The sequence below is a fragment of the Streptomyces sp. RKND-216 genome (assembly GCF_004795255.1).
GTDB classification, from domain to species: Bacteria; Actinomycetota; Actinomycetes; order Streptomycetales; family Streptomycetaceae; genus Streptomyces; species Streptomyces hazeniae.
Window position 1 is genome coordinate 2702779 of record NZ_SSBQ01000002.1, and the last position, 23245, is coordinate 2726023.

Consider the following 23245-nt stretch of genomic DNA (forward strand, 5'->3'; position numbering starts at 1 on the left):
GCACCGCCTCGGTGCCCCGGCCCAGGGCTCACAGCCCGGCTGCACCCGGTGCCCGGTGGACGTGTGCTGCCAGGGGCGGGATGACGTGGTCGGCGTCGCGGCTGACGCCGCGGAGGGTGTTGGAGGCGAAGGAACGCTGGAACTCCAGTCCGAGGTAGACCAGGCCGGGGTGCGTGAGCGACAGGCCGCCGCTGTGCACTGGGCCTCCGCCGTCGCCCAGGGCGCCGTCGAGGGTTCGGAGGTAGGGCAGGTCGGGGCGGTATCCGGTCGCCAGCAGCACCACGTCGACGCTTTCCCGGGTTCCGTCGTCCCAGATGACCGACTCGCCCTCGAGACGCGTGAGCATCGGCCTGCGGTGCCACCGTCCGGAGTGAAGCGCGTTCTGGTAGTCGCCCGGATCGAGGACGAGGGTGCCGGGGAGGACGTGTGCGAGCCAGGCTGGCGGGAGGTGGTCGAATCCGGTGGTCGTCAGCCAGTGGTGGAGGTCCTTTCCGCCGCGGACCTGTGGGAGGAAGTGCAGCGGGGCGTGGGTGGCGAGGGTGACGGTGGCGACCCGGGCGAGTTCGTGGCCGACCTGGACGGCGGAGTTGCCGCCACCGACCACGACGATGCGCTTGCCGGCGTAGGGCTGGGGGTCGTGGTAGTCGGCGACGTGCAGGACCTCGCCGGCGAAGCCCTCCTGGCCGAGTAGTTCGGGTCGCGCCGGGTTGCCGAAGGCGCCGGTGGCGGCCACGATTCCGGCGGCGGTCATGCGGTGGCCGTCCGCGGTGCGGATGGCGAAGCCGGCTTCGTCGGCCTCGACCACCTCCACGCGGGCGCGTGTGCGGATGTCCACCTGGAGGCGCTCGGCGTAGCGCACGAGGTAGTCGGCGATCTCGTCGCGGTGCGGGTAGCGGTTGCCGTCTCCGCCGAGCGGGAGGTCGGGGAGGGCGCTGAAGCGAGCGGGGGAGAAGAGGGTGAGGCTGTCGTAGTAGCGCGGCCAGGACCCGGTCGTCCGGCCGGAGCCCTCGAGTACTACCGGTTCCGTTCCGAGTGCCTTGGCGGCGCGTGCCGCGGCCAGTCCGGACTGCCCTCCTCCGATGATTGCGACGTCGACGTGTTCTGTCGCCACAGCAACTCCTTGGTTCGACGATTGTCTATGTTGATTTCCATCGAAGCAGGTGTCATGCTGAACGCACAACATCGACAACAGTCGAATCACTGAGGGAGTCGTCGTGACCACGTCCGCCACCACACATGACCCGAACCTGCCCGTCGTGGTGATCGGGGCAGGCCCCGTCGGGCTGGCCGCCGCAGCGCACCTGCTGGAACGCGGGATCGAGCCTCTTGTCCTGGAGGCCGGCGCCCGGCCCGGCGCGACCGTGCGCGAGTGGGCGCATGTACGGCTGTTCTCGCCCTGGTCGGAGGTGACGGACCCGGCGGCGGAGAAGCTGCTCGCGCCCACCGGCTGGGTGCGGCCCGACGGCGCCTCCTACCCCACCGGCGGCGACTGGGCCGAGCGGTACCTGCAGCCGCTGGCCGAGGCGCTCGGCGACCACCTCCGCCTCGGCGTGCGGGTCACCGGCGTCTCCCGTGCCGGACGGGACCGCGTCGTGGACGCCGACCGTGAGCAGCAGCCGTTCACCGTTCACGTGACCGACGCCGACGGGGGAGAGGAGCGCCTGTTGGCCCGCGCGGTGATCGACGCCTCCGGCACCTGGGCCACCCCCAGTCCACTCGGCGCCGACGGCCTCCACGTCCCCGGGGAACGCGCCGCAGCGGCGCGGATCAGCTACCGCGTGCCTGACCTGCGCACTGCGGAGGCGCGCGAGCGATACGCGGGGAAGCGGATCGCCGTCCTCGGCTCCGGCGCGTCCGCCTTCACCGCCCTGGCCCAGTTCGCCCAGCTGTCGGCAGAGGACCCCGGCACGCATGTGCTCTGGGTGCTGCGGCGCGGTCTCGGCAGCGACACGTTCGGCGGCGGCGAGGCCGACCAGCTCCCCGAGCGCGGCGCGCTGGGGCTGCGCGCCAAGGCCGCCGTCGAGGCCGGCCACGCCACCGCCGTCACCGGCTTCCGCACGTCCGCCGTCCAACAGGACGGGGACGGCCGTCTGGCGCTGACAGGAGAGGACGGCCGACGGCTGGAAGGCGTCGACGAGGTCGTCGCGCTCACCGGATTCCGCCCGGACCTGTCGTTCCTGACCGAGCTGCGCCTCGGCCTCGACGAACGCCTCCAGGCCCCCGTGGAGTTGGCGCCGCTGATCGACCCGAACGTGCACTCCTGCGGCACCGTCTACCCCCACGGTGTGAAGGAGCTGACCCACCCCGAACAGGACGTGTACCTGGCCGGCATGAAGAGCTACGGCCGCGCGCCGACGTTCCTGGCGCTGACCGGCTACGAGCAGGTCCGCTCCATCGCCGCCGCCCTGGCCGGCGACCACGAGGCCGCCTCACGTGTCGAGTTGACCCTCCCGGAGACCGGAGTGTGCGGCGGCGCCGGCCTGTTCGACGAGGAGGAGACAGAGGAACCCGAGGGCGGTGGCTGCTGCGCAGCCCCCGCCACGCTCCAGATCGACGGCACGACCACCTCCCCGGGGAAGTGCTGAACCACGGTGCCTTCACTGGACGCGCGGGCGGGTGTGACCGGAACGGGGGTCCGATCACACCCGCCCGCCGTTCTGCCCGCGCTCTGTCTGACCCAGATCACCAGCTGGGGCATCCTCTACTACGCCTTCCCTGTCCTGCTGCCCGACATCACCGCCGCCACCGGCTGGTCCGCCACCGCGGCCACCGCTGCCTTCTCCGCGGCCCTGCTCGTCTCCGCACTCGTCGGATTGCCACTGGGCCGCGTGCTGGACCGGCGGGGACCACGGGCGGTGATGACCACGGGCTCCGTTCTCGGTGCCGTCTCGCTCCTCGCCGTAGCCGCGGCGCCGAATCTCGTGGTCTTCGGCGCCGCGTGGCTCCTGGCCGGGCCGGCGATGGCCGCGACCTTCTACCACCCTGCCTTCGCCGCCCTCACCCGCTGGTGGGGTGCGCACCGAGTCCGCGCGCTCACCGTGGTGACCCTCGCCGGCGGACTGGCCAGCACCGTCTTCGCCCCGCTGACGGCAGTCCTGGCGCAGGAGTTGTCCTGGCGGGTCACCTACCTCGTCCTGGCGGTGGTGCTGGCCGCCGTCACCGTCCCGGCCCACGCCCTGGCCCTGCGCGCGCCTTGGCCACCCGCGCCGACCGCAGGATCCTCGGCAGGCACGCCCGTGCAGGTCGCGCGCAGCCGGCCGTTCCTCCTGCTCGCCACTGCCCTGACGCTGTCCGGATTCGCGGTGTACGCGGTGGTGATCGGACTCGTCCCCCTGATGCTGGAGCGTGGCGCCAGTACCACCACCGCCGCCTGGGCGCTCGGTCTCTCGGGTGCAGGCCAGACGTTCGGCCGCACGCTGTACGCGGCGCTCGCCCGACGCACCGGCACCACCACCCGCACCGTCTCCCTGCTCGCAGCAGGAGGCGCCACCACAGCAGCCCTCGGCCTCGTGCCGGGTCCCGTCCCGCTGCTGGTCGCCCTCGCGGTCCTGGCCGGCATGGTCCGCGGCAACCTCACCCTCCTCCAGGCAACCGCGGTATCCGACCGCTGGGGGACCGCTCACTACGGAAGCCTGTCCGCGATCCTCGCTGCGCCCGTCACCATCGCCGCCGCTCTCGCCCCCTGGGCCGCCGCCGCACTCATGGGCCCCTTCGGTGGCTATCCGCATGTGTTCGCCGCGCTTGCCGTCGTTTCGGCCGTCGCCGCCGTACTGGCGCTGGGCACCCGTGTCTCCTCCGGCGCCTAACAGGCCCGGCGTCAGCGGTGCAGCTCGTCGGCGATCTGGTGCGCCGCGTCGCGGGCGGGGCGGCCGACGCCGATGAGAGTGGCGGAGGCGGGACCGGTCCAGTCGCCGTAGCCCAGCAGGTGCAGGCGTGGTTCGGCCATCGAGCGGGTGCCCTCGGTGGTGATGTGGCCTCGCGGTCCGCGCACGCCGAGCGGGGCGAGGTGGGCGAGCGCAGGGCGGAAGCCGGTGCACCAGATGATCGTGTCGGCAGGGGCGCGGGAGCCGTCGGACCACTGGGGTCCCTGCTCGGTGAGGCGGCTGAACATCCTTCGTGCGGGGAGCAGTCCGCGGTCGCGGGCCCGCCGTACGGGCGGTACGGCGACGATGTCGCCGAGCGAGGCGACTCCGCCGGTGTCCGTATCACCCTGGTCCAGGGCGCGGCGGCGGGCGGTGGCGACGTCGAAGAGGACGCGGCCGTCGATGTCGTCGGCGAGGTAGCGGGGTGGCCGGCGTGTGGCCCAGGTGAGTTCGATGTCGTCGTGGGCGGCGAGGTCGGCGGCGATCTGTGCGCCGGAGTTGCCACCGCCGACCACGAGAACGTGCTGGCCTGCGAAGTCGTTGGGGCTGCGGTAGCGGGTGGTGTGCAACTGGCGCCCGCGGAAGGCGGCGGCGCCCGGGACGGCCGGGAGGAAGGGACGCGACCAGGTGCCTGTCGTGCTGATGACCGCGCGGGCGCGCCAGTCGCCGGCGTCGCTCTCGATCCGCAGCCGCGGACCGTCCCGGCGTACGGCGTGTACGCGGGCGCCGTGCTGGATGGGGAGTTCGTAGCGCTTTTCGTAGTCGGCGAGGTACTCCACCACGTGCCCGGCGTCGGGGTAGGGCTCGCCGGGCTGGGCGGGCATCAGGCGACCGGGCAGCGAGGAGTAGGCAGCTGGGCTGAACAGGCGCAGGGAGTCCCAGGCGTGCTGCCAGGCACCGCCCGGGGCCGGTTGCGCATCGAGGACGACGAAGTCCAGCCTCTGGCGGCGCAGGTGGTAGCCGGCGGCGAGTCCTGCCTGGCCGCCGCCGACCACCACCACATCCGCGTACTGCGTCACGCCGTCACCGGTTGGCGGTAGCCGGCGTCGCCTCGGAGAATGTGCGTCGCCAGGCGAGGGAGACGTAGACGAGAGCGACGAGCACCGGGACCTCGATCAGGGGGCCGACGACGCCGGAGAGCGCCTGGCCGGAGGTGACGCCGAACGTGGCGATGGCGACGGCGATGGCCAGTTCGAAGTTGTTGCCCGCCGCCGTGAACGCGAGGGTCGCGGTGCGGTCGTAGGCCATGCCGAGGGACTTGCCGAGGGCGAAGGCACCGAACCACATCAACGCGAAGTACACCAGCAGCGGCAGCGCGATGCGGGCGACGTCAAGCGGCCGCGAGGTGATGGTGCCGCCCTGCAGCGCGAAGAGGATCACGATCGTGAACAGCAGCCCGTACAGCGCGAACGGGCCGATACGCGGCAGGAATCGGGTTTCGTACGCCTCCCGGCCCATCTTGTTCTCGCCGAGGCGGCGGGTGAGGTAGCCGGCCAGGAGCGGGATGCCGAGGAAGATGGCGACGTTGAGCGCGATCTGCCACATCGAGATGTCGAGGTCCTGGCCGTCGCCGAGGCCCAGCCAGCCGGGGAGGAGTTCGAGGTAGAACCAGCCGAGCAGGCCGAAGGCGAGGACCTGGAAGACGGAGTTGAGCGCAACGAGGACGGCGGCTGCCTCACGGTGACCGCAGGCGAGGTCGTTCCAGATGATCACCATGGCGATGCAGCGGGCGAGGCCGACGATGATCAGGCCGGTGCGGTACTCGGGCAGGTCCGGCAGGAAGATCCAGGCCAGGGCGAACATCACGGCTGGGCCCAGGACCCAGTTGACGACCAGTGAGGAGGCCATCAGCCTGCGATCACCGGTGACGGCGTCGAGCTTGTCGTAGCGGACCTTGGCGAGCACCGGGTACATCATGATCAGTAGGCCGAGGGCGATGGGCAACGAGATGCCGCCGACCTCCACCTTCGACAGCACGTCGTTCAGCCCGGGGATCAGCCGCCCGAGACCGAGGCCCACGGCCATCGCGGCGAGGATCCACACCGCCAGGAACCGGTCGAGCGTGGAGAGCTTGCCGACCACGCCTTCGCCGCCGGAGTCCGGCGGCGAAGGCGTGGTGGTGGGTGCGGAGTCGGTGCTAGTCACGGGCACGACCTCTTCGTATCGGTGGCAAGGGTGGCACGGGCGGTCTCGGCCAGCTCACCGAGCGAGGCGGCCAGCGCGTCGATCACGTCGGGCCTGAGCTTGTAGTAGGTGAAGCGACCGCACGGCTCGGTCTCCACCACCCCGGCCTCACGCAGCACCCGCAGGTGGTTGGAGAGGTTCGTCTGCCGCGCACCGGTCTCCTCGACCAGATGCGTGGTGCACAGCGTCTCGTGGGCGAGCAGCTGCACGACACGGAGCCGGAGAGGGTCCGCGAGCACCCGGATCAGGTCGGCCCCAGGCGGGCTCAGCTCAGCTTTGGCTGACGTCATCATGGACTGATATTCTCACACCAGCCATCACTGACGCCAGTCGCTGCTGATCTCAGCGTGCGGCTTGCAGCCCGTCGAGAGAGACTCCCCCTCATGCCCGAAAAGCCCTCCGTCCTGTTCGTCTGCGTCCACAACGCGGGCCGTTCCCAGATGGCCGCCGCCTGGCTCACTCACTTGGCCGGCGACCGGGTCGAGGTCCGCTCCGCCGGCTCCGCCCCGGCCGACCAGGTCAACCCCGCGGCCGTCGAGGCGATGCGCGAAGTCGGGATCGACATCACCGCCCGGACCCCGAAGCTGCTCACCGTCGACGCCGTCCAGGCGTCGGACGTGTGCATCACGATGGGCTGCGGCGACGCGTGCCCCGTCTTCCCCGGCAAGCGCTACCTCGACTGGAAGCTCGACGACCCCGCGGGCCAGGGCGTCGAGGCCGTGCGCCCGATTCGCGACGAGATCAAGGCCCGCGTCGAAGAGCTCATCGTCGAGATCGCCCCGGAGGCCGTGAAATGACCGGCGCCGTCGTCATGTGATCATCATCGGCTCGGGCCTGCGGGCTACGCCGCAGCGCTCTGCACCGCCCGCGCGTCGCTGGACCCGCTGGTCTTCGAGGGCTCCGTCACCGCCGGCGGCGCCCTCATGAACACGACCGAGGTGGAGAACTACCCGGGTTTCCGCGAGGGGATCATGTGGGCCCGGACCTGATGGACCAGATGCGCGCCCAGTCCGAGCGCTTCGGCGCCGAGCTGACCCCGGACGACGTCACGGCCGTGGACCTCTCCGGTGAGGTCAAGCCCGTCACCGACTCCGTCGGCACCGTCCACCGCGCCCGCACCGTGATCGTGGCCACCGGGTCCCCGCACCCGCAAGCTGGGCCTCCCCGGGGAGGACGAGCTGTCCGGCCGGGGCGTCTCCTACTGCGCCACCTGCGACGGATTCTTCTTCCGCGACCAGGACACCGCCGTCGTCCTACCCGTATTCGCAACTGGGTCGCACCTGGTCACAGGGGGTACGACGGCTGTAGCCGCAAGCGAGTCCCTGTGCCACCGTGGACCGTCATAGAGGTCGAAGAGCACCACCAAGGCCATGACCACCACCACGACGGCCAGCGGAACGGTCGGGGCCACGGCCCGGGGCATGAGCACGGCTTGGAAGGTTCGCGTGTCGGGCGGTTGAGGCACCGGCTCGCGCATCTCGTGACCCCTCACCGTCACGAGGCGGGCGACAAGGCCGACGCGGCGATGGAAACCTCGATCGAGGGAGGGGATGCGCATGCTGTGGATCTTGCTCGCCGTTCTCGGCGCGACCACCGTGGTCCAGGCCGTCATCGTCGCCCTGTCCGGTTCCGTGGCCCCGCTCGGGGACACGATCCACAACGCCGCCGACGCACTGACAGCCGTGCCGTTGGGCATCGCGTTCGTCCTCGGGCGGCGGGCGGCCAACCGCCGCTACGCCTACGGCTACGGCCGCGCGAACACTGGCTCCGGAAGCCAGCCGTCTGCTCACCGCCACGCGAAACGGCGAACTCGTCGGCTGGCTGAACATCCGCCGCGACGAAGTCCTCATGGTGCTCACCCCACTATGAGTTGCCCCAGCGCCAGCCGGAAGGCGTCCGTGCGCAGCGCAGTCCCAGCACCACCTCAGACATGTGGGGCCCGGGTGGGGCCCCGGCCGGTGCCGTGAGCGGTTTTCGGCCTTTCTGCTTCACGTGCCGGCCAGGCGGCTTTCCGGTGAGCCGTCCGACAGTAAACTTCTACACACATGTAGATACATCCGGGGTCTCTGGAGCCCCGGGCCGGAACAGGAAGCCGCGCCCGTGGAGCGAGCTCTACGGGCGTCAGTGCGAAAGGGTGCGTTGGTGACTGCGATCGATCTCGGCAAGGTGCTGGACAAGGCGTGGGCGGACAAGGACCTGACAGAGGTCCTCGGTGCACCGGTCTCTGCCCTGAAAGGGGTGTCCGACCGTGACGGGGAACTGCTCAAGGAAGCCTTCGGTGTCATCACGGTTTCCGATCTCGCACGCCTGAAGTATGTCCGGTGGGCGCAGGCCCTGACCGAGCTCGGCACCGCCGGCAAGTAAACCGCACAGCGACATGACCGCGCGGTGCCGCGCCCTTCGCGGGGCCCTGCGGCACCGCGCTCGTTTCGACGAATGGAGTGGACGCCACCATGGTGTTCAAGAAGCTGCTCGGCTCGCTCGGCATCGGCGGGCCCACGGTGGACACGGTCATCGACCCGGATCCCGCGCTGCCCGGCGGGACTCTGAGCGGCCAGGTACACCTCAGGGGCGGCGACACGGAGTTCGACATCGACCACGTCACCCTCGAACTCGTCGCACGAGTCGAGGCTGAACACGAGGACGGCGAGACCGAAGGCGTACTGGCCTTCGAGCGCTTCACCGTCGCCGGCGGCTTCCGCCTGTCCAAGGGCGAGCTGCGCAGCATCCCGTTCAGTGTGACGCTGCCGTGGGAGGCGCCGGTCACCGAGCTGCACGGGCAATCGCTGGGGATCGCGCTCGGCGTGCGCACGGAGCTTGCCGTGGACGGCGCACGGGACTCGAGCGACCTGGATCCCCTCACCGTGCGGCCGCTACCGGCGCAGGAAGCGGTCCTCGAAGCCCTCGGACAGCTCGGATTCGGATTCAAGTCCGCCGACCTGGAATGCGGACACATCAACGGTACTGGCCAGCAACTGCCGTTCTACCAGGAGATCGAGCTCACCTCCGCTCCTCAGTACGCCCACGCCTTGCATGAGCTGGAGGTGACGTTCCTGAGCGGCCCCGGGGGCGTGGAAGTGGTTCTGGAGGCCGACAAGCCGGCGGGGTTCTTCTCCAGCGGCCACGACGTGGTCAACCGGTACGTCGTGGATCACGACACCGTTCCTCAGCGCGACTGGAACACCGAGGTCGACTCCTGGATCCGCCAGATGCTCGACCACCACGGAACCGGCGCCCACGGCAACCCTCTTTCCGGTGGCGCGAGCCACCATGGCGACCACCATCACCACGGCGGTCATCACGGGCCGGGCATGGGCACCGCCGTCGCCGCCGGCGCGGTCGGGGTGGCCGGCGGCCTGGTCGCGGCAGAAGTCGTCGACGAGGTCGGCGACTTCTTCGAAGGGGATGAGGAGGAGGGCGACGAAGACTGAGCCCTCCGTGCGGGCCCCGGCCCTCCGTGCCGCCCCCGCACGCCAGGACTCCTCAGCCTCAGATCGTGGTCACGCCGGCAAGCGCCGCTCCCCCAACCCCTCGGACGGTAGCCGTCGCAGGCCCCGACGGCACTTCTTCGCTCCGAAGAGAAGCAGGATGACGACGACGCGTACGGCCGGACCCGGGCTCCGACCGGGGACTGTGGTTCTCACCAACGGTGCAGATGCACCAAGCCGGTTGCCGACCGGTGCCCATTGGGACCGCGCGGCAGAACACGGCGTGTACGGCGGGTGCAAGGTCCACCGCCGTACGGGTCACGGTGAGGGCGACCCCCGGTCGAGGGAGGGCCGGGCACCAGGCGCTGAGCGAAGGCGTGAAGGGTGCCCGGCGTGCGGGGGGCCGGGTTCTCGGGCGGGGTCAGACGTTGACACCGAAGTCGGAGGCGATCCCCGCCAGACCGCTGACGTACCCCTGACCGACCGCCCGGAACTTCCACATCAGCCGCACTCAAGAAGATCCACAGTACTGTAGAAATCGGCGACATCACCGCAGCCCGAAGTCCACTCGACGTCACCGCAGCAGGCACTCGGCTCGGCACTCGACTCTGACGGCTCGCGGCGAGGCCGTGGACGCGCAGGTGCGGACTACAGCACCGTAGCGGCGTGCAGGATCATCGCGAGTGCCGTCGCCGCGAAGACCGCCGACACAACGGAGGCGACACTCCCGGCCGCCGCCATCCACGCCGCGACCCCTGCGGCGGTCCCCGCCGGAGGCCAGCTACGCACAGGCGGTGACGGGGCCAGCAGCGCGGCAACGCGACGCGGCACCGGCCCCGGTGCCGCAAGCTGCGCCAGGCCGGGCACGGAGGCACGGCCTGCGAGGAGCGCCGCACGCGCCACGGCACGCGCCACGACCCGGCGGCTGCCCACCTCTCCTGCCGCTTCCTCGTCCGCCCACCGCTCGGTGTGATAGGCGATCTCGTCCCGCAGCGGGAGCAACAGCGGATTCGCCCGCGCCGCCAACTGCCCGAGCAACGAGAGCCGGTGATGCGCCTGCCGGAGGTGCGCCCGCTCATGCGCCAGCACCACGTGTCGTTCGTCGGAATCCAACTGCTCAAGGAGCGCCGTCGACACCACGATCCGCCCCGTACCGCAGCGGCCCGGCAGGGCATAGGCGTAAGCGGCATCGTCCGGCAGCACCGCCAACTCCCCAACCGGCAGACCCGCCAGCGCACGGTGCGCCCGCACACGTGCCGAGCAATGCCGGCAAAGCGTCACCGCCCAGCCTGCGAGCACCACGACGAGAGCCACGATGGACACCTCACCGAAGTACTCCTCATGGGGCACCGCCTCCCGGACGTCCGGGTCCGACCACCCGTCCGGCAGCGGGTTGCCCGGCAATTGAGCCGTTCCCACGACCATCAGCAGCCCGAGACACAGCGTGCTGCACAGCCCCAGCAAAGCTCCCACAGCAGTCAGCAGACGAGCAGCAGCACGTGGATGCAGATGCTGCCCGGCCAGCCGCGCGATCGGCACAGCAGTCAGGGGCAGTACCAGAGGCAGAAAGACGAAGACGCCCACGCCGCCTACTCTCCCCGCCCCTCGCTGCCATACAGCAACTCCCGCAAGACCGACTCGTCGCCTTCGGACAGCCCGGTCACGAAACGGGCAAGCACCGCGCCACGGTCCGTCTCGCCATCCAGGACGCGCCGCATTCTCAGTGCGGCCAACCCCGCTTCGTCCGAAAGCGCGCGCCAGGCGAACGCCCGGCCCTCTCGCTCCCGGGAGACCGCGCCTTTGGCATGGAGGCGGGTAAGGATCGTCATGATCGTTGTGTAGGCCAGATCGAGGGCGAGCCGCTCCCGCAGCCAGCCTGCCGTCACCGGACCCGGAGCCTGCGCCAACGCCGACAGCACAAGTCCCTCCAGCTCACCCTGACCGCGGCGCCGTGCATGTGCAGCCGCCCCATCGGGCTCCTGGGATTCCACACACCCACCTCCTGCCGACCTCACCTTGTGCAATCCCATGGTAGGGAGCAGCTACGAGACCGCTCTCCCGGGACTCGGGCAGGTCGAGATGACAGGGGTCGAGCCTCGCTTCGCCCGAGGGAGACCGAGCTCCACGGCCCGTCACAAAGTCATCCGACTGAAGCGGCCCCGCACGGGATGCGCTCCCGATGGAACGGTGAACGGCGAATGGGGCGGGCAACGTGCGTACGTCGTCACGCTGCTCTGTCGGTGCTCGCGGCTAGCCTTCGCAGAGTGGGAGTGGTTCCCTCAGACTCTTCTCTACGTGCACCGGAGATGTGATGGCTGGACAGTTCGATGTGGTCGCGGAGATCGACCGGCCGGTCGAGGAGGTGTTCGCGTTTCTCGCGGACGGGGAGAACGACCCGAAGTTCAGTCCCCGGGTGCTGGAGATGAAAAAGACCACCGACGGCCCCACGGGCGTCGGGACGGTGTTCCGGAGCACAGTGAAGGACGCCGGGGTGAAGACCCGCCGGGAGTTCCGGATCACCGGGTTCGACGCGCCTCGCAGCATGCGCTGGACGGAGACGTCGAAGAACCTCGTCACCGGCGAGGGCGGTTACGACCTGGAGCCGCTGGGCGAGGGCCGGACGCGGGTGCGGCTGTTCAACACCCTGACGGGCCACGGAGTGGGCAGGCTGATCGTCGGCCCCGCGCTCAAGGCGGCGCGGAAGGAGGCCGAGGACTTCGGGCGGCGCATCAAGACAGCGGTTGAGGAGGCCCGTTGACTGCGCGAAGAGCCCCCTGCACGTCGGTGGGCGGGGGGGGTGTCAGCGGCCCAGCAGGTGACGGCCGCGGCCGTGGAGGCGCAGGTCGTGGTCCACCGGATACGGCGCGGTGAGGACGGAGTCCCGCCACACGAACGGTTCCAGTGTGCCCAGTACCGCCGGGAGACCGCCGTCCAGCGCGTCCAGATGCCCTTCCCGGTCGGCGGCGACGGTGGCCTCGACCTCGCTCCAGTCCGGCAGGATCAGCCGGGTGTGGAAGTGCCGTGCCGCGTCGGCGACCCCGCCGAGCAGCGCCCGGTCGCCGGAGGCCAGGCGGCGTGTCCACCCGGGCAGCGGACGGTGCCGGGCGGCCGAGACGACTCCGGTCAGCCCGGCGGCGGTCAGCGTGGAGACCGAGGTGATCAGCGCGACGGCGACGGTGCCGTTCACGTCCCGCTTTCTCCCGCCGCCGCTCGGGTGGCCGTGCGGCACCCCCGTCACGCCGATGCCGTAGCAGCACCCGACGGGGATCCGGGCCCGTGCCCCGGGCCATCGGTGTGACGGGCGTGCGCCGTTCGGATGGGGGCGGCCCTCCCGCCGCGAACCGCGCGTGCGGGGCGGCAATGACTCGGCCCGACGTACGACCGCCAGAAGGGCGGGCGCGCCGAAGGGTGAGGGCGATGCCGATGGCTGCAACGGGATTCGGGACCGGTTCGCCGTCCCGCGCACGGGACGGGCGCAGGGGCGGGAGGCGCCGCGCCGCGTTCGCGGCCGGCGTGCTGACCGCGGCGACCCTGCTGACGTTCGGGGGTGCCGGTACCGGCACCGCGCAGGCAGCGCCGGAGCTGTGCTTCGGCCGTGCGGCCACGGTGACCGGCACGAACGGTACGCCCGGCGACGACGTCATCATCGGCACCCCGGGGCACGACACGATCGACGGCCTCGGCGGCGACGACGTCATCTGCGGCCTGGGCGGCATCGACGTGCTCGTCGGCGGGCCGGGGAACGACACCGTGCACGGCGGCGCCGGGCCCGACACCGTCGTCGGCGACTCGCTCAGCCTCGGCGCCGCCGCGAGCGGCGGCGGCGCGGACACCCTCTACGGCGGGCCCGGGCCGGACGACGTCATCGGCGACGGGTACGCCCCGCACGGCCGGGCCACCGGCGCGGGCGCCGACCGGCTCTCCGGCGGGCGGGGCCCGGATGTCCTGGTCGGCGACGCCAAGGGCATGCAGGCGAGCGGCGGCGGCGCGGACACCCTGGAGGGCGACGCCGGGGACGACGTCCTGGTCGGTGACTCCGTCGCGGAGGACGGCGACGCGTACGGCGCGGGCAGCGACGTGCTGCGCGAGGGCGCGGGCTCCGCGGGGGCGGCGTTCGGCGACAGCGTGGCCTTCGTCGGCTCCGCGACGGGCTACGGCGGCCACGATGTGGTGGACCTCGGCGAGGACGGCGGCATGTTCGCCATCGGCGACCACCTCACACCCGACGGTACCGCCGTCGGCTCCGGCGACGACATGCTGATCGGTGGCAGCGCGGCGGAGATGATGCTGGTCGGCGACAGCGCGGTGGGCGACGGCACGGTGGCGACCGCGGGCAGCGACACGGTGTTCGGCCGGGGCGGCGACGACGCGCTGTTCGGTGACAACGCCGACAACACGGCCGTACGCGCGGTCGGGACGGCAGGCGGCGCGGACCGCCTGTACGGCGGCGCCGGCGCCGACCGGCTCGACGCCGGACCGGGCGCCAACCTGCTGGACGGCGGCGCGGACACCGACGCCTGCGGCCGTACGGCGTCCACGGCGACGGACTTCGCCACCCACTGCGAGGACGCGCTGCGCCCGCTGCGTGAAGCGGCCACCCTCAGCGACGAGGTCGGCGCCGCACAGGCCGCCCATCGCGCCCGCCTGCACGGCGCCAGCCCCTCCGCAGGGTAGGCGCACCCGGCACCACGCTCCGGTCCGCCCGTCAGGCTCCCGCCCGGCGGGCGGACCGCTGTGCCCAGCCGGGCAGCGGAAGGCCCGCGAACGCCGTCCACAGGGTGGGGACGAGGCCGGGCGAGGCCTGGACCGGCCGGTGTTGCCGAACGGCGTCTCGGTGCCCAGCAGCAGTCGCGTCCGAAAGGAGCGGCGCCGTCCGCCCTCCGGTCGGCCCGGTGGGCGTGTCAGCCGAGGGCGGCGGTCTCGGCGGCGATGGTGGTGTCGGGGCCGTGGCCGGTGTGAACGGTGGTGTCGGGCGGGAGGGTGAGGAGGCGGGCGCGGATGGAGGCGACGATGACGTCGTGGTCGCTGTAGGAGCGGCCGGTGGCGCCGGGGCCGCCCTGGAAGAGGGTGTCGCCGGTGAAGACGGCGCCCAGGGCGGGGGCGTGGAAGCAGACGGCGCCGGGGGCGTGGCCCGGGGTGTGCAGGACAAGGAGTTCGGTGCCGGCGACGTCGAGGCGCTGCCCGTCGGCGAGGTCGGCGTCCCAGTGGTCGTCGGGGTGGGTGAGTTCCCACAGCGGACGGTCATCGGGGTGCAGGAGGACCGGCGCCCCGGTGGCGGCGCGCAGCCGGGGTGCGACGCGGACGTGGTCGTCGTGGGCGTGGGTGCACAGGATCGCCTTGACGTGCCGCCCGGCGACGGCCTGCAGGATGCGGTCGGTGTCGTGGGGGGCGTCGATGACGACGCACTCGCGGTCGTCGCCGACGATCCACACGTTGTTGTCGACGTCGTGGGTCTCGCCGTCGAGGCTGAACGTGCCGGAGGTGACGGCGTGGTCGACGCGCAGCGAGGCGGAGGGGGTGGTCACAGGATCACCACCGAGCGGAGGACGTCGCCGCGGTGCATGCGGTCGAAGGCGGCCTCGACGTCGTCCAGGGCGATGCGTTCGGAGACGAACGCGTCGAGGTCGAGGCGGCCCTGCCGGTAGAGGTCGACCAGCAGCGGGAAGTCGCGCGACGGCAGGCAGTCGCCGTACCAGCTGGACTTGAGCGAGCCGCCGCGTCCGAAGACGTCCAGCAGCGGGATGTCGGGGAAGGACATGTCGGGGGTGGGCACACCGACGAGGACGACGGTGCCGGCGAGGTCGCGGGCGTAAAAGGCCTGCCGGTAGGTCTCGGGGCGGCCGACGGCCTCGATGACGACGTCGGCGCCGAAGCCGCCGGTGAGTTCGCGGATCGCCTCGACGGGGTCGGTCTGCGCACCGTTGACGGTGTGCGTGGCGCCGAGGCCCTTCGCCCACTCCAGTTTGCGGTCGTCGACGTCGACGGCGATGACGCGGGAGGCGCCTGCCAGGCGGGAGCCGGCGACGGCGGCGCTACCGACTCCGCCGCAGCCGATGACGGCGACGTTCATGCCGCGGCCGACCCGGCCGGTGTTGAGGGCGGCGCCGATGCCCGCCATGACGCCGCAGCCGAGGAGGCCGACGGCGGCCGGGGAGGCGTCGGGGTCGACCTTGGTGCACTGGCCGGCGTGCACGAGGGTCTTCTCCGCGAAGGCGCCGATGCCGAGCGCGGGGCTCAGGGGTGTGCCGTCGGCGAGGGTCATCGGCTGCGCGGCGTTGTGGGTGGCGAAGCAGTACCAGGGCTGTCCGCGCAGGCAGGCGCGGCACTGCCCGCACACCGCCCGCCAGTTGAGGACGACGAAGTCGCCGGGTGCGAGGCCCTCGACGCCGTCGCCGACGGCTTCGACCACGCCGGCCGCCTCGTGGCCGAGGAGGAAGGGGAAGTCGTCGTTGATGCCGCCCTGCCGGTAGTGCAGGTCGGTGTGGCAGACGCCGCAGGCCTGCACCCGTACCAGGGCCTCGCCGGGGCCGGGGTCGGGGACGGTGATCGTCTCCACGGTGAGGGGTGCGTCCTTCTCCCTCGCCACGACGGCACGTACCTGTTGCATCCGGCTGCTCCTGTCGTTCGCCGCTGGTGTCGTCCCACGGGTGCGCGTGCCCATCCTCCCCGCACTCACCCCTCCCGACGCGGGAGACACACGGCCTACTCAGCGGCCGGCGGCGAGAGCGGCGAAGGTGGCCAGGTGCGGGCGGCCGGACGGGGGGCGGCCCCGTGCGGTGCTCAATGCGTCGCCCCTTCGACGGTGCGGAGGTCGGTGGTGGTGCCGATCGCGGCGGTGAGGATCGCCGCGAGGCCGGTGGCCATGTCGCGGGGCGCCATCGACGGCGCACCGGCGGCGGCCACCTGGTGCGGGGCGTACGGGACGTGGACGAAGCCGCCGCGCAGGGCGGGGCGCTCGGTGGCGATGAGGTGGGACAGCCCGTAGAAGACGTGGTTGCACACGAAGGTGCCGGCGGTCTGGGAGACGGACGCCGGGACGCCCGCCGCGCGGGAGGCGGCGACGCACGCCTTGACGGGCAGCGAGGCGAAGTGGGCGGCGGGCCCGCCGGCCACCACGGGTTCGTCGAGAGGCTGCCGGCCGGCGTTGTCGGGGATGCGGGCGTCGTCGAGGTTCACGGCGACACGCTCGACGGTCAGGTCGGGGCGGCCGCCGGCCTGACCGACGCACAGCACCAGGTCGGGGTCGCTGCGGACGATCGCCTCGCGGAGTTCGGACAGGGCCGTGCCGAACACGCAGCTCAGTCGTGCGGTGAAGAGCCGCGTGCCGGGAGGCGGTGCGGCGTCGAGGAGACACACCGCCTCCCAGGAGGGGTTGGCGGGCTCACCGCCGAACGGTTCGAAGCCGGTGACGAGGACGCGTGCCGGTCCGTCGGGGGTACTCATGCGCGAACCCTTCCTGTGGCGGGCGGTGGCGGGCGGGTTGTGGGGGTCGTGACGGATCGTGGTGGGCGGGACGGGCGGCTGGTCAGAAGGCGAAGAGATAGATGATCGCGATGTTGCAGCAGAGCATCACGGCGGCCGTCGGCGCCTGTGCCTTGATCGGCCCGTACTGGTCCTCGAGTTCGAGCAGCGCGGCCGGGACGAGGTTGAAGTTGGCGGCCATCGGGGTGACGAGCGTGCCGCAGAAGCCGGCCAGCATGCCGACGGCGAGCACGGCGGCCGGGTTGCCGTTCATCTGCTCGATGAGCACCGGCCAGCCGACGGCCGCGGTCATGACCGGGAACGCGGCGAAGGCGTTGCCCATGATGACGGTGAACGCGGCCATGCCGACGCAGTACAGCGCGACGGCTGCGAGCAACTGCCCGTCCGGCAGCACCGCTTCGGTGACGCGGCGAACCTGGTCGCCGACGCCCGCCGTGGAGAAGATCGAGCCGAGGACGGCCAGCAGCTGCGGCAGCAGCAACGCCCAGCCCATGGCCTCCAGCAGACCGCGCCCGGCGTGCACGGGGACGGAGGGGCGGCGTTCACGCAGGATCCACATGCCCACCCCGAGGGCGACGATCGCGCCGATGCCGAGGCCGAGGATGGTCTCGCTGTTCTCCTCCAGGACCGGGGTTCCGCCGATGCTCCACTCCGAGACGAGCACCGCGCAGAGGACCGCGACGAGCGGGATGGTGAGCGCGGGAACGAACAGCTTGTTGCGGAAGCGGGCGGCGAGGGCGACGCGCTGCTTCTCGTCGGTGGTGTCGGGCACCCCGCGCCCGGTGAAGCCCAGGCCGCCCAGAACGATCATGACGAGGACCGCGACGCCCAGCGGCGCGGCGGGCGCGGAGCCGTCCTCGACCCAGGTGCTGTAGACGAAGGCGATCCCGATGAGACCCCAGAAGGCCGCTGTGCCCAGGCGTTTGGGGTTGGTGCGGTCGAACGCCATCTGCACGGCCATGCCCAGGAACGCGGCGCCCACCAGCCAGTAGAACCACTCGGACTTGATCACTCGGCGTTCTCCTCGTGTCCGGAGATCTCCGCCCGGGGGCCGGGAACGGTGGTGCCGGCGGCAGCCAGTTCGGCGTCGAGCCGGCCGTCGAGGCGCAGCAGCCGGAAGCCGTGCACGAAGAAGGCGCAGACGGCGGTGGGAATGGCCCACAGCGCCAGTGACAGCGGCTCCAGGTGGGTGCCGTAGGCACTGTTCACGAAGCCGGTGATGAGCAGGATCGAGCCGATGGCGAGGAAGCAGTCCTCGCCGAAGAAGAGTCCGACGGTGTCGGACGCGGCGGCGTGCGACCGGACCTTCTCCCGGACGCGTGCGGGCAGCGGGCGGCCGCCGTTGCGCCGCTCGGCCGCCGCCTCGGCCATCGGGGCGATCATCGGCCGCACGCTCTGCGCGGGGCCGCCGATGGTCTGGAGGCCGACGGCCGCGGTGAGCTGCCGGACGAACAGGTAGAGGGTCAGGAAGCGGCCGGTGGTGAGCCGGGCGAGTCTTCCGATGAGGGTGCGGGCCTGCTGCTGGAGGCCGTAGCGCTCCAGCAGGCCGATGACGGGCAGGGTGACGGCGAAGATCGTCACCGCGCGGCTGGAGGCGAACCCCTGGCCGAAGGCGTCGAGGATGCCGAGAGGGGAAAGCCCGCCCAGCAGCCCGGTGACGATCCCCGCCACCCCGACCACCAGCAGGGGATTGCGTCGCGTGGCGAACCCGAGGATCACCACGAGGACGCCGAGCAGAACGATCATGCGCCGTCGGCCCTTCCTGACTCGGGACACGCCTCAGCGGTCGCGTGAAGCGAATTCCGGGAAGGCTAGAGGATCGTTCAACGATCCGACAAGAGGAGGGACGGCACCTCTGGAGTGAAGGGTCGGCAAAAAAGAGGGCTGTGGAGACGGAGCTGGGGACGAGCGAGTTCGCGAAGGCGGAGGGCTCAGACTCCGGGGACGGACGACTCGGCGTACGCCTCGATCAACTGCCGCCGGGAGTCCTCCAGATAGAAGCCGAGCATGCGCTCCGCACCCGCAGCGTCCCCCTTCTCCAGCACCCCGAGGAGTTCGCGGTTGCGCGTCAGATACGGCTCGTGGAAGCGCCGCGGGTCGCCCATCACGTGGAACGCCAGGCGGAGTTCGGCCAGCACACCGCGCATCAGGTCGTCGGTGCGCACACTCTGTGCGAGCCCCGCGACGGCCTGGTGGAAGTGGATGTTGGCGGTGGCGCAGCCCGCCCAGTCCCTCCGCTCGGCAGACTCCTCGCCCTCGCGCAGCGCCGCTCGCAGCCCTTCCAGCGGGAACGGGGGCTCTTCCAGTCCGCGCACCGCGGCGCACTCCACGAGTCGGCGTACCCGGTAGATGTCGACGATGTCCGCCGCCTCGAGCACGCGCACGAAGGTGCCGCGGTTCAGCCGGTGCACGAGCAGCCGCTCGTGCGTGAGCAGACGAAAAGCCTCACGCAGCGTGTTCCGGGAGACGCCGAGCGCACCGCCGATCCGCTCCTCGGAGAGCCGGACGCCCGGCCGGAACAGCCCTTGGGCGATACGCTCGCGCAGGATGGCCGCAACCCGCTCCGCGGTGCTGGTGCGCCCCAGCAGGGCGCGATCGGCGGCGAGTTCCGACAGATCCAGGTCGACACCGGACGCCACGGGGGATTCGGCGGTCATGGACCCAGTCAAACCCAGAACGTGGAACGTGACAACACACCCCTTGCCGGATCGTTGAACAATCGCTAGCTTGGCGGCGATGGACGGGACGAACAGGACGATGACCATCGACCTCAACGCGGACCTCGGCGAGGGCTTCGGCCGCTGGGAGCTCACCGACGACGACGCGCTGCTCACCTGTGTGACCAGCGCGAACGTCGCCTGCGGCTTCCACGCCGGGGACCCGCTCACCATGCGCCGGGTGTGCGAGTCGGCGGCCGCGCGCGGGGTGACCGTCGGCGCCCAGGTCTCCTACCGCGACCTCGCCGGATTCGGCCGCCGCGCCATGGACGTGCCCGTCCCGGAGCTCGCCGCGGAGGTGGCGTACCAGATCGGCGCCCTCGACCTGTTCGCCCGCGCCGCCGGCACCCGCGTCGCCTACGTCAAACCGCACGGTGCCCTCTACAACCGGTGCGTCCGCGACAGCGAGCAGGCCGCCGCCGTGGTCGAGGGCGTCCGGCTGGCCGGAGCGGCCTCGGCCACGGCCGGGCCCCCGGCACGCGGCCTGCCCGTCCTCGGCCTGCCCGGCTCCGCCCTGCACGCCGCCGCGTCGGAGGCCGGGCTGCCCGTCGTCGCCGAGGCCTTCGCCGACCGCGGCTACCGCCCCGACGGCACCCTGGTGCCGCGCACCGAGCCGGGCGCCCTGGTGCCCGACCCCGAACAGGTCGTGCGCCGCGCCGTCGCGCTCGCCCGGGACGGCGAACTGACCGCCGCGGACGGCACCCTGCTGCGGCTGCGCGCCGACTCGCTGTGCGTGCACGGCGACACCCCGGGCGCCGCCCGGCTCGCCCGGCGCGTCCGGGAGGCGCTCGCCGACGCCGGCGTCACCGTCCGGGCCTTCGCATGACCGGCGCCGCGCCCCCGTCGTCCCCACCCGCCGGGCCACCCGTCGTGCGGACCGTGGGCCGGCACGGACTGCTGGTCGAACTACCCACCGGCGAGGCCGCCGAGGCGCTGCACGCCGAACTCCTGCGGCGCCGCGCCGACGACCGCCTGCCGCCGGTGCGGGAGATCGTGCCCGGCGCCCGCACCGTCCTCCTCGACGGGCTCGCCGACCCCGCGCGGCTCGCCGCCGACCTGCCGCACTGGGAGGTCCCGCCCCTGCACCGCGAGGACCGGCCGGCGGTCCGCATCCCGGTGCGCTACGACGGCCCCGACCTCGCGGACGTCGCCGCCCTGTGGGGCGTGAGTGTGGAGGAGGCCGTCCGCGTCCACGCCGCGGCCGAGTACCGGGTCGCCTTCTGCGGGTTCGCCCCCGGCTTCGGCTACCTCACCGGCCTCGACGAGCTGCACCACGTGCCGCGCCGCTCCGAGCCGCGCACCCGGGTGCCCGCCGGGGCGGTCGGGCTCGCCGGGCCGTACACCGGGATCTACCCACGCTCCTCGCCCGGCGGCTGGCAGCTCGTCGGCACGGCCGTGGACACCGTGCTGTGGGACACCGCCCGCACCCCGGCCGCCCTCCTCGAACCCGGCACCCGCGTCCGCTTCGAGCCCGTGGAGGACGCCGTGGGCAGGCATGTGGACGGGGCTGTGGACGGGACGGGCCATGGGCCCGTTGACGACACGGCTGAGGACCCCTCGTGACCGGCTCGGCGCCCGGCGCGGCACGGGAGGTGGAGGTCGTGCGGGCGGGCGCGCTCACCACCGTGCAGGACCTCGGCCGCCCCGGCCACGCCCACCTGGGCGTGCCCCGTTCCGGCGCGCTGGACGAGCCCGCGCACCGGCTCGCCAACCGCCTGCTCGGCAACCCCGCCGACGCCGCCACCCTGGAGACCACGCTCAGCGGCTGCGCGCTGCGTGCGCACACCCCCGCCCGCGTCGTGGTGACCGGCGCCCCCTGCCCCGTCACCGTCGACGGCCGCCCCGCGCCCTGGGGCACGCCGCTGCGGCTGCCGGCCGGCGCGCTGCTGGACGTCGGGCCCGCCGCCCGCGGAGTGCGCTCCTACGTGGCGTTCGCCGGTGGGGTGGCCGCCGAACCCGTGCTGGGCAGCCGGGCCACCGACCTGCTCTCCGGCCTCGGACCGGACCCGCTCGCCGACGGCGACCGCCTCCCCCTCACCCCCCTGGGCCCCAGCACACCCGGCGAGTCACCGCCCGCCGTGCCGGACGCCGCACCCTGGCAGGCCCCCCGGGGGAACTCGTGCTGCCGCTGATCCCCGGACCGCGCGACGACTGGTTCACCTCCGAGGCACTGGGCACCCTGACCGGTTCGGTCTACCGCGTCACCGCAGACGGCAACCGCATCGGCCTGCGTCTGGACGGACCGCGTCTGGAACGCGCCCGAGACGGCGAACTTCCCAGCGAGGGCATGGTGCTGGGCGCGGTGCAGGTGCCGCCCGAGGGGCGTCCGGTGGTGTTCCTCGCCGACCATCCGGTGACCGGCGGCTACCCGGTCGTCGGCGTCGTCCCCGAGGAAGCCCTCGCAGCGGCTGCCCAGGCCACCCCCGGGACGCCCGTGCGCTTCACCGCGGCGGGCGGCTGACGTCATCCGCCGCGCGGGGCGTACATGATGACGGCCACTCCCGCGAGGCAGATCAGCGCGCCGAGCACGTCGTAGCGGTCCGGCCGGTAGCCGTCCAGCACCATGCCCCAGACCAGTGAACCGGCAACGAACACGCCGCCGTACGCCGCGAGGATGCGGCCGAAGTGGGCGTCCGGCTGGAGCGTGGCGACGAAACCGTAGAGCCCGAGCGCAACGACGCCCGCGCCGATCCAGGCCAGCCCCCGGTGCTCCCGCACGCCCTGCCAGACCAGCCAGGCGCCGCCGATCTCCAGCAGCGCGGCGAGGAGGAACAGAGCGACGGAACGTGTCACGGTCATGGCCCGATCCTCCCGTACCGCTGTACCGGGTGGTGCCGGGTGGCGCCCCTGCGGAAGCGGGCGTAGCGGATGTTTCGTCAGAAGTCGTGAAGTTCCCGTGTACGACCCCACGGCGTGCGGTGCGGGACGATTGGGCGACGCGTCAGCGGGCATCAGTCGTGTGCATGCGAAGGCCCGAGGTCGGCGACGTCGCCGGACCGCCACCGCACGGGACCCTCACGGAGGGGAAGTGAAGAACATGCGCGCGAGCACGCGCCCCACGAGGCGCAGCGCACGCGTCGAGTACACCCTGCCTCGGGAGGACGCCTCCGCCCGCTGGGCCCGACGCCTCACCGCCGGATTCCTCAGCGGATCGCGTACGCCCCCGGAGGCCGTCCTGCACATGGACGAGGCCACCCTGGTGGTGTCCGAACTCGTCACCAACGCCACCCGGCACGGCCACAGCCGGTGCCGGCTCCGCCTGAGCACGGCCCCGCGCTCGCTCACCATCGAGGTGCACGACGACAGCACCGGTCACCCCGTGCTGCGGGCCACCGGCCCGGACGGCGAGAGCGGCCGCGGCATCGCGCTGGTCAGCCGCCTGACGCGACGGCTGGACGTCACCGACCACCCCCGGGGCGGCAAGACCGTCCGCGCAGTCCTCAGCACCGGCACCGGGTCCGGCACCGGCACCTCGTAGCCCGGTCACCGTCCGGTGCGGAGGACGGGGCGAGCACGTGCCGCCATGGTGGTCGGGGGCGGTTGGTGAGTCCGCGTGGTCACGGGCCCCGGG

The 23245-nt window shown here is 72.4% G+C and carries 24 protein-coding genes and 4 pseudogenes; 13 read left to right on the forward strand and 15 right to left on the reverse strand.

The genetic code is table 11. The features are described from left to right. Window positions 1-28: 28 nt before the first annotated feature. Complete coding sequence (locus E4198_RS12045) at window positions 29-1111, reverse strand: NAD(P)/FAD-dependent oxidoreductase (RefSeq protein ID WP_247597649.1); 1083 nt, start codon at window positions 1109-1111, stop codon at window positions 29-31. A gap of 103 nt (window positions 1112-1214) precedes the next feature. On the opposite strand from E4198_RS12045, the gene E4198_RS12050 reads away from it, so the two are divergent. Both E4198_RS12050 and E4198_RS12055 read left to right on the forward strand, forming a co-directional pair. Next, a complete protein-coding gene (locus E4198_RS12050; RefSeq protein WP_136183150.1) occupies window positions 1215-2585 on the forward strand; it encodes an FAD-dependent oxidoreductase in 1371 nt (456 codons plus the stop codon). A gap of 6 nt (window positions 2586-2591) precedes the next feature. Further along, complete coding sequence (locus tag E4198_RS12055; protein ID WP_136183151.1) at window positions 2592-3806, forward strand: MFS transporter; 1215 nt, start codon at window positions 2592-2594, stop codon at window positions 3804-3806. Window positions 3807-3817: 11 nt separating this feature from the next. On the opposite strand, the gene E4198_RS12060 is transcribed toward E4198_RS12055, so the two are convergent. From E4198_RS12060 to E4198_RS12070, 3 genes are read right to left on the reverse strand one after another with little or no spacing between them, the layout of a single operon-like run. Next, complete coding sequence (locus E4198_RS12060; protein ID WP_136183152.1) at window positions 3818-4882, reverse strand: ArsO family NAD(P)H-dependent flavin-containing monooxygenase; 1065 nt, start codon at window positions 4880-4882, stop codon at window positions 3818-3820. Window positions 4883-4886: 4 nt separating this feature from the next. Next, on the reverse strand, window positions 4887-5945 hold the full coding sequence (arsB, locus tag E4198_RS12065; protein ID WP_281728007.1) for an ACR3 family arsenite efflux transporter: 1059 nt from the start codon (window positions 5943-5945) through the stop codon (window positions 4887-4889). A gap of 59 nt (window positions 5946-6004) precedes the next feature. Next, window positions 6005-6337, reverse strand: coding sequence for a metalloregulator ArsR/SmtB family transcription factor (locus E4198_RS12070; RefSeq protein WP_136185335.1), 333 nt, complete (start codon window positions 6335-6337; stop codon window positions 6005-6007). A gap of 93 nt (window positions 6338-6430) precedes the next feature. Here E4198_RS12070 and E4198_RS12075 point away from each other — a divergent pair, with 93 nt between their 5' ends. From E4198_RS12075 to E4198_RS12095, 5 genes and pseudogenes are all read left to right on the forward strand, one after another. Continuing rightward, window positions 6431-6844: an arsenate reductase ArsC gene (locus tag E4198_RS12075; protein ID WP_136183154.1), complete on the forward strand. Its 414-nt coding sequence runs from the start codon at window positions 6431-6433 to the stop codon at window positions 6842-6844. Between the two features lie 16 nt (window positions 6845-6860). Continuing rightward, a pseudogene (locus E4198_RS12080) lies at window positions 6861-7390 on the forward strand (FAD-dependent oxidoreductase); the annotation flags it as partial. An 89-nt stretch (window positions 7391-7479) separates the two neighbouring features. Continuing rightward, window positions 7480-7804, forward strand: a pseudogene (locus E4198_RS12085) (cation transporter); the annotation flags it as partial. A 385-nt stretch (window positions 7805-8189) separates the two neighbouring features. Then, window positions 8190-8411, forward strand: a complete 222-nt coding sequence (locus E4198_RS12090; RefSeq protein ID WP_136183155.1) for a hypothetical protein — start codon at window positions 8190-8192, stop codon at window positions 8409-8411. Between the two features lie 89 nt (window positions 8412-8500). Beyond that, complete coding sequence (locus E4198_RS12095) at window positions 8501-9478, forward strand: sporulation protein (RefSeq protein ID WP_136183156.1); 978 nt, start codon at window positions 8501-8503, stop codon at window positions 9476-9478. Window positions 9479-9896: 418 nt separating this feature from the next. Here the strand turns inward: E4198_RS12095 and E4198_RS12100 are convergent. The 3 genes and pseudogenes from E4198_RS12100 to E4198_RS12110 all read right to left on the reverse strand — a co-directional run. Further along, window positions 9897-9974 (reverse strand): annotated as a pseudogene (locus tag E4198_RS12100) (chemical-damaging agent resistance protein C); the annotation flags it as partial. A gap of 149 nt (window positions 9975-10123) precedes the next feature. Beyond that, window positions 10124-11059: a M56 family metallopeptidase gene (locus E4198_RS12105; protein ID WP_136183157.1), complete on the reverse strand. Its 936-nt coding sequence runs from the start codon at window positions 11057-11059 to the stop codon at window positions 10124-10126. Window positions 11060-11064: 5 nt separating this feature from the next. Then, complete coding sequence (locus tag E4198_RS12110) at window positions 11065-11466, reverse strand: BlaI/MecI/CopY family transcriptional regulator (protein WP_247597650.1); 402 nt, start codon at window positions 11464-11466, stop codon at window positions 11065-11067. 320 nt (window positions 11467-11786) lie between these two features. Between E4198_RS12110 and E4198_RS12115 the strand changes: the two genes are divergently transcribed. Continuing rightward, window positions 11787-12233, forward strand: coding sequence for an SRPBCC family protein (locus tag E4198_RS12115; RefSeq protein ID WP_136183159.1), 447 nt, complete (start codon window positions 11787-11789; stop codon window positions 12231-12233). Window positions 12234-12275: 42 nt separating this feature from the next. Here the strand turns inward: E4198_RS12115 and E4198_RS12120 are convergent, their stop codons facing one another. Beyond that, window positions 12276-12662, reverse strand: coding sequence for a hypothetical protein (locus tag E4198_RS12120; protein WP_247597651.1), 387 nt, complete (start codon window positions 12660-12662; stop codon window positions 12276-12278). Window positions 12663-12898: 236 nt separating this feature from the next. Here E4198_RS12120 and E4198_RS12125 point away from each other — a divergent pair, with 236 nt between their 5' ends. Further along, a complete protein-coding gene (locus E4198_RS12125) occupies window positions 12899-14149 on the forward strand; it encodes a calcium-binding protein (protein WP_168711422.1) in 1251 nt (416 codons plus the stop codon). Between the two features lie 227 nt (window positions 14150-14376). On the opposite strand, the gene E4198_RS12130 is transcribed toward E4198_RS12125, so the two are convergent. The 6 genes from E4198_RS12130 to E4198_RS12155 all read right to left on the reverse strand — a co-directional run bounded on the left by E4198_RS12130 (window position 14377) and on the right by E4198_RS12155 (window position 19614). After that, a complete protein-coding gene (locus E4198_RS12130) occupies window positions 14377-15000 on the reverse strand; it encodes an MBL fold metallo-hydrolase (protein WP_210732813.1) in 624 nt (207 codons plus the stop codon). Continuing rightward, complete coding sequence (locus E4198_RS12135) at window positions 14997-16082, reverse strand: S-(hydroxymethyl)mycothiol dehydrogenase (RefSeq protein WP_136183161.1); 1086 nt, start codon at window positions 16080-16082, stop codon at window positions 14997-14999. The genes E4198_RS12130 and E4198_RS12135 overlap by 4 nt, the downstream gene beginning before the upstream one ends. Window positions 16083-16255: 173 nt before the next feature. Then, entirely contained in the window at window positions 16256-16918 is a 663-nt protein-coding gene (pcp, locus tag E4198_RS12140) for a pyroglutamyl-peptidase I (RefSeq protein WP_136183162.1), read from the reverse strand. An 82-nt stretch (window positions 16919-17000) separates the two neighbouring features. Beyond that, complete coding sequence (locus E4198_RS12145; RefSeq protein WP_136183163.1) at window positions 17001-17969, reverse strand: DUF979 domain-containing protein; 969 nt, start codon at window positions 17967-17969, stop codon at window positions 17001-17003. Continuing rightward, window positions 17966-18703 carry a DUF969 domain-containing protein gene (locus tag E4198_RS12150; RefSeq protein ID WP_136183164.1) on the reverse strand — a complete coding sequence of 246 codons (738 nt, stop codon included), beginning with the start codon at window positions 18701-18703 and terminating at the stop codon, window positions 17966-17968. Before E4198_RS12150 ends, E4198_RS12145 begins: the two co-directional genes overlap by 4 nt. A gap of 185 nt (window positions 18704-18888) precedes the next feature. Beyond that, window positions 18889-19614 carry a GntR family transcriptional regulator gene (locus E4198_RS12155; RefSeq protein WP_136183165.1) on the reverse strand — a complete coding sequence of 242 codons (726 nt, stop codon included), beginning with the start codon at window positions 19612-19614 and terminating at the stop codon, window positions 18889-18891. Between the two features lie 79 nt (window positions 19615-19693). Between E4198_RS12155 and E4198_RS12160 the strand changes: the two genes are divergently transcribed. From E4198_RS12160 to E4198_RS12170, 3 genes and pseudogenes are all read left to right on the forward strand, one after another. After that, the gene (locus E4198_RS12160) at window positions 19694-20500 is read left to right on the forward strand and encodes a 5-oxoprolinase subunit PxpA (RefSeq protein ID WP_136183166.1); all 807 of its coding nucleotides are present in this window, start codon (window positions 19694-19696) and stop codon (window positions 20498-20500) included. Next, window positions 20497-21237, forward strand: a complete 741-nt coding sequence (locus E4198_RS12165; RefSeq protein ID WP_136183167.1) for an allophanate hydrolase subunit 1 — start codon at window positions 20497-20499, stop codon at window positions 21235-21237. Before E4198_RS12160 ends, E4198_RS12165 begins: the two co-directional genes overlap by 4 nt. After that, a pseudogene (locus E4198_RS12170) lies at window positions 21234-22135 on the forward strand (biotin-dependent carboxyltransferase family protein). The gene E4198_RS12165 and the pseudogene E4198_RS12170 overlap by 4 nt, the downstream one beginning before the upstream one ends. A gap of 2 nt (window positions 22136-22137) precedes the next feature. Here E4198_RS12170 and E4198_RS12175 read toward each other — a convergent pair. Beyond that, on the reverse strand, window positions 22138-22473 hold the full coding sequence (locus tag E4198_RS12175; protein ID WP_136183168.1) for a YnfA family protein: 336 nt from the start codon (window positions 22471-22473) through the stop codon (window positions 22138-22140). A 238-nt stretch (window positions 22474-22711) separates the two neighbouring features. Between E4198_RS12175 and E4198_RS12180 the strand changes: the two genes are divergently transcribed. Further along, window positions 22712-23152 carry an ATP-binding protein gene (locus tag E4198_RS12180; protein WP_136183169.1) on the forward strand — a complete coding sequence of 147 codons (441 nt, stop codon included), beginning with the start codon at window positions 22712-22714 and terminating at the stop codon, window positions 23150-23152. The last annotated feature ends 93 nt before the right edge of the window (window positions 23153-23245 follow it).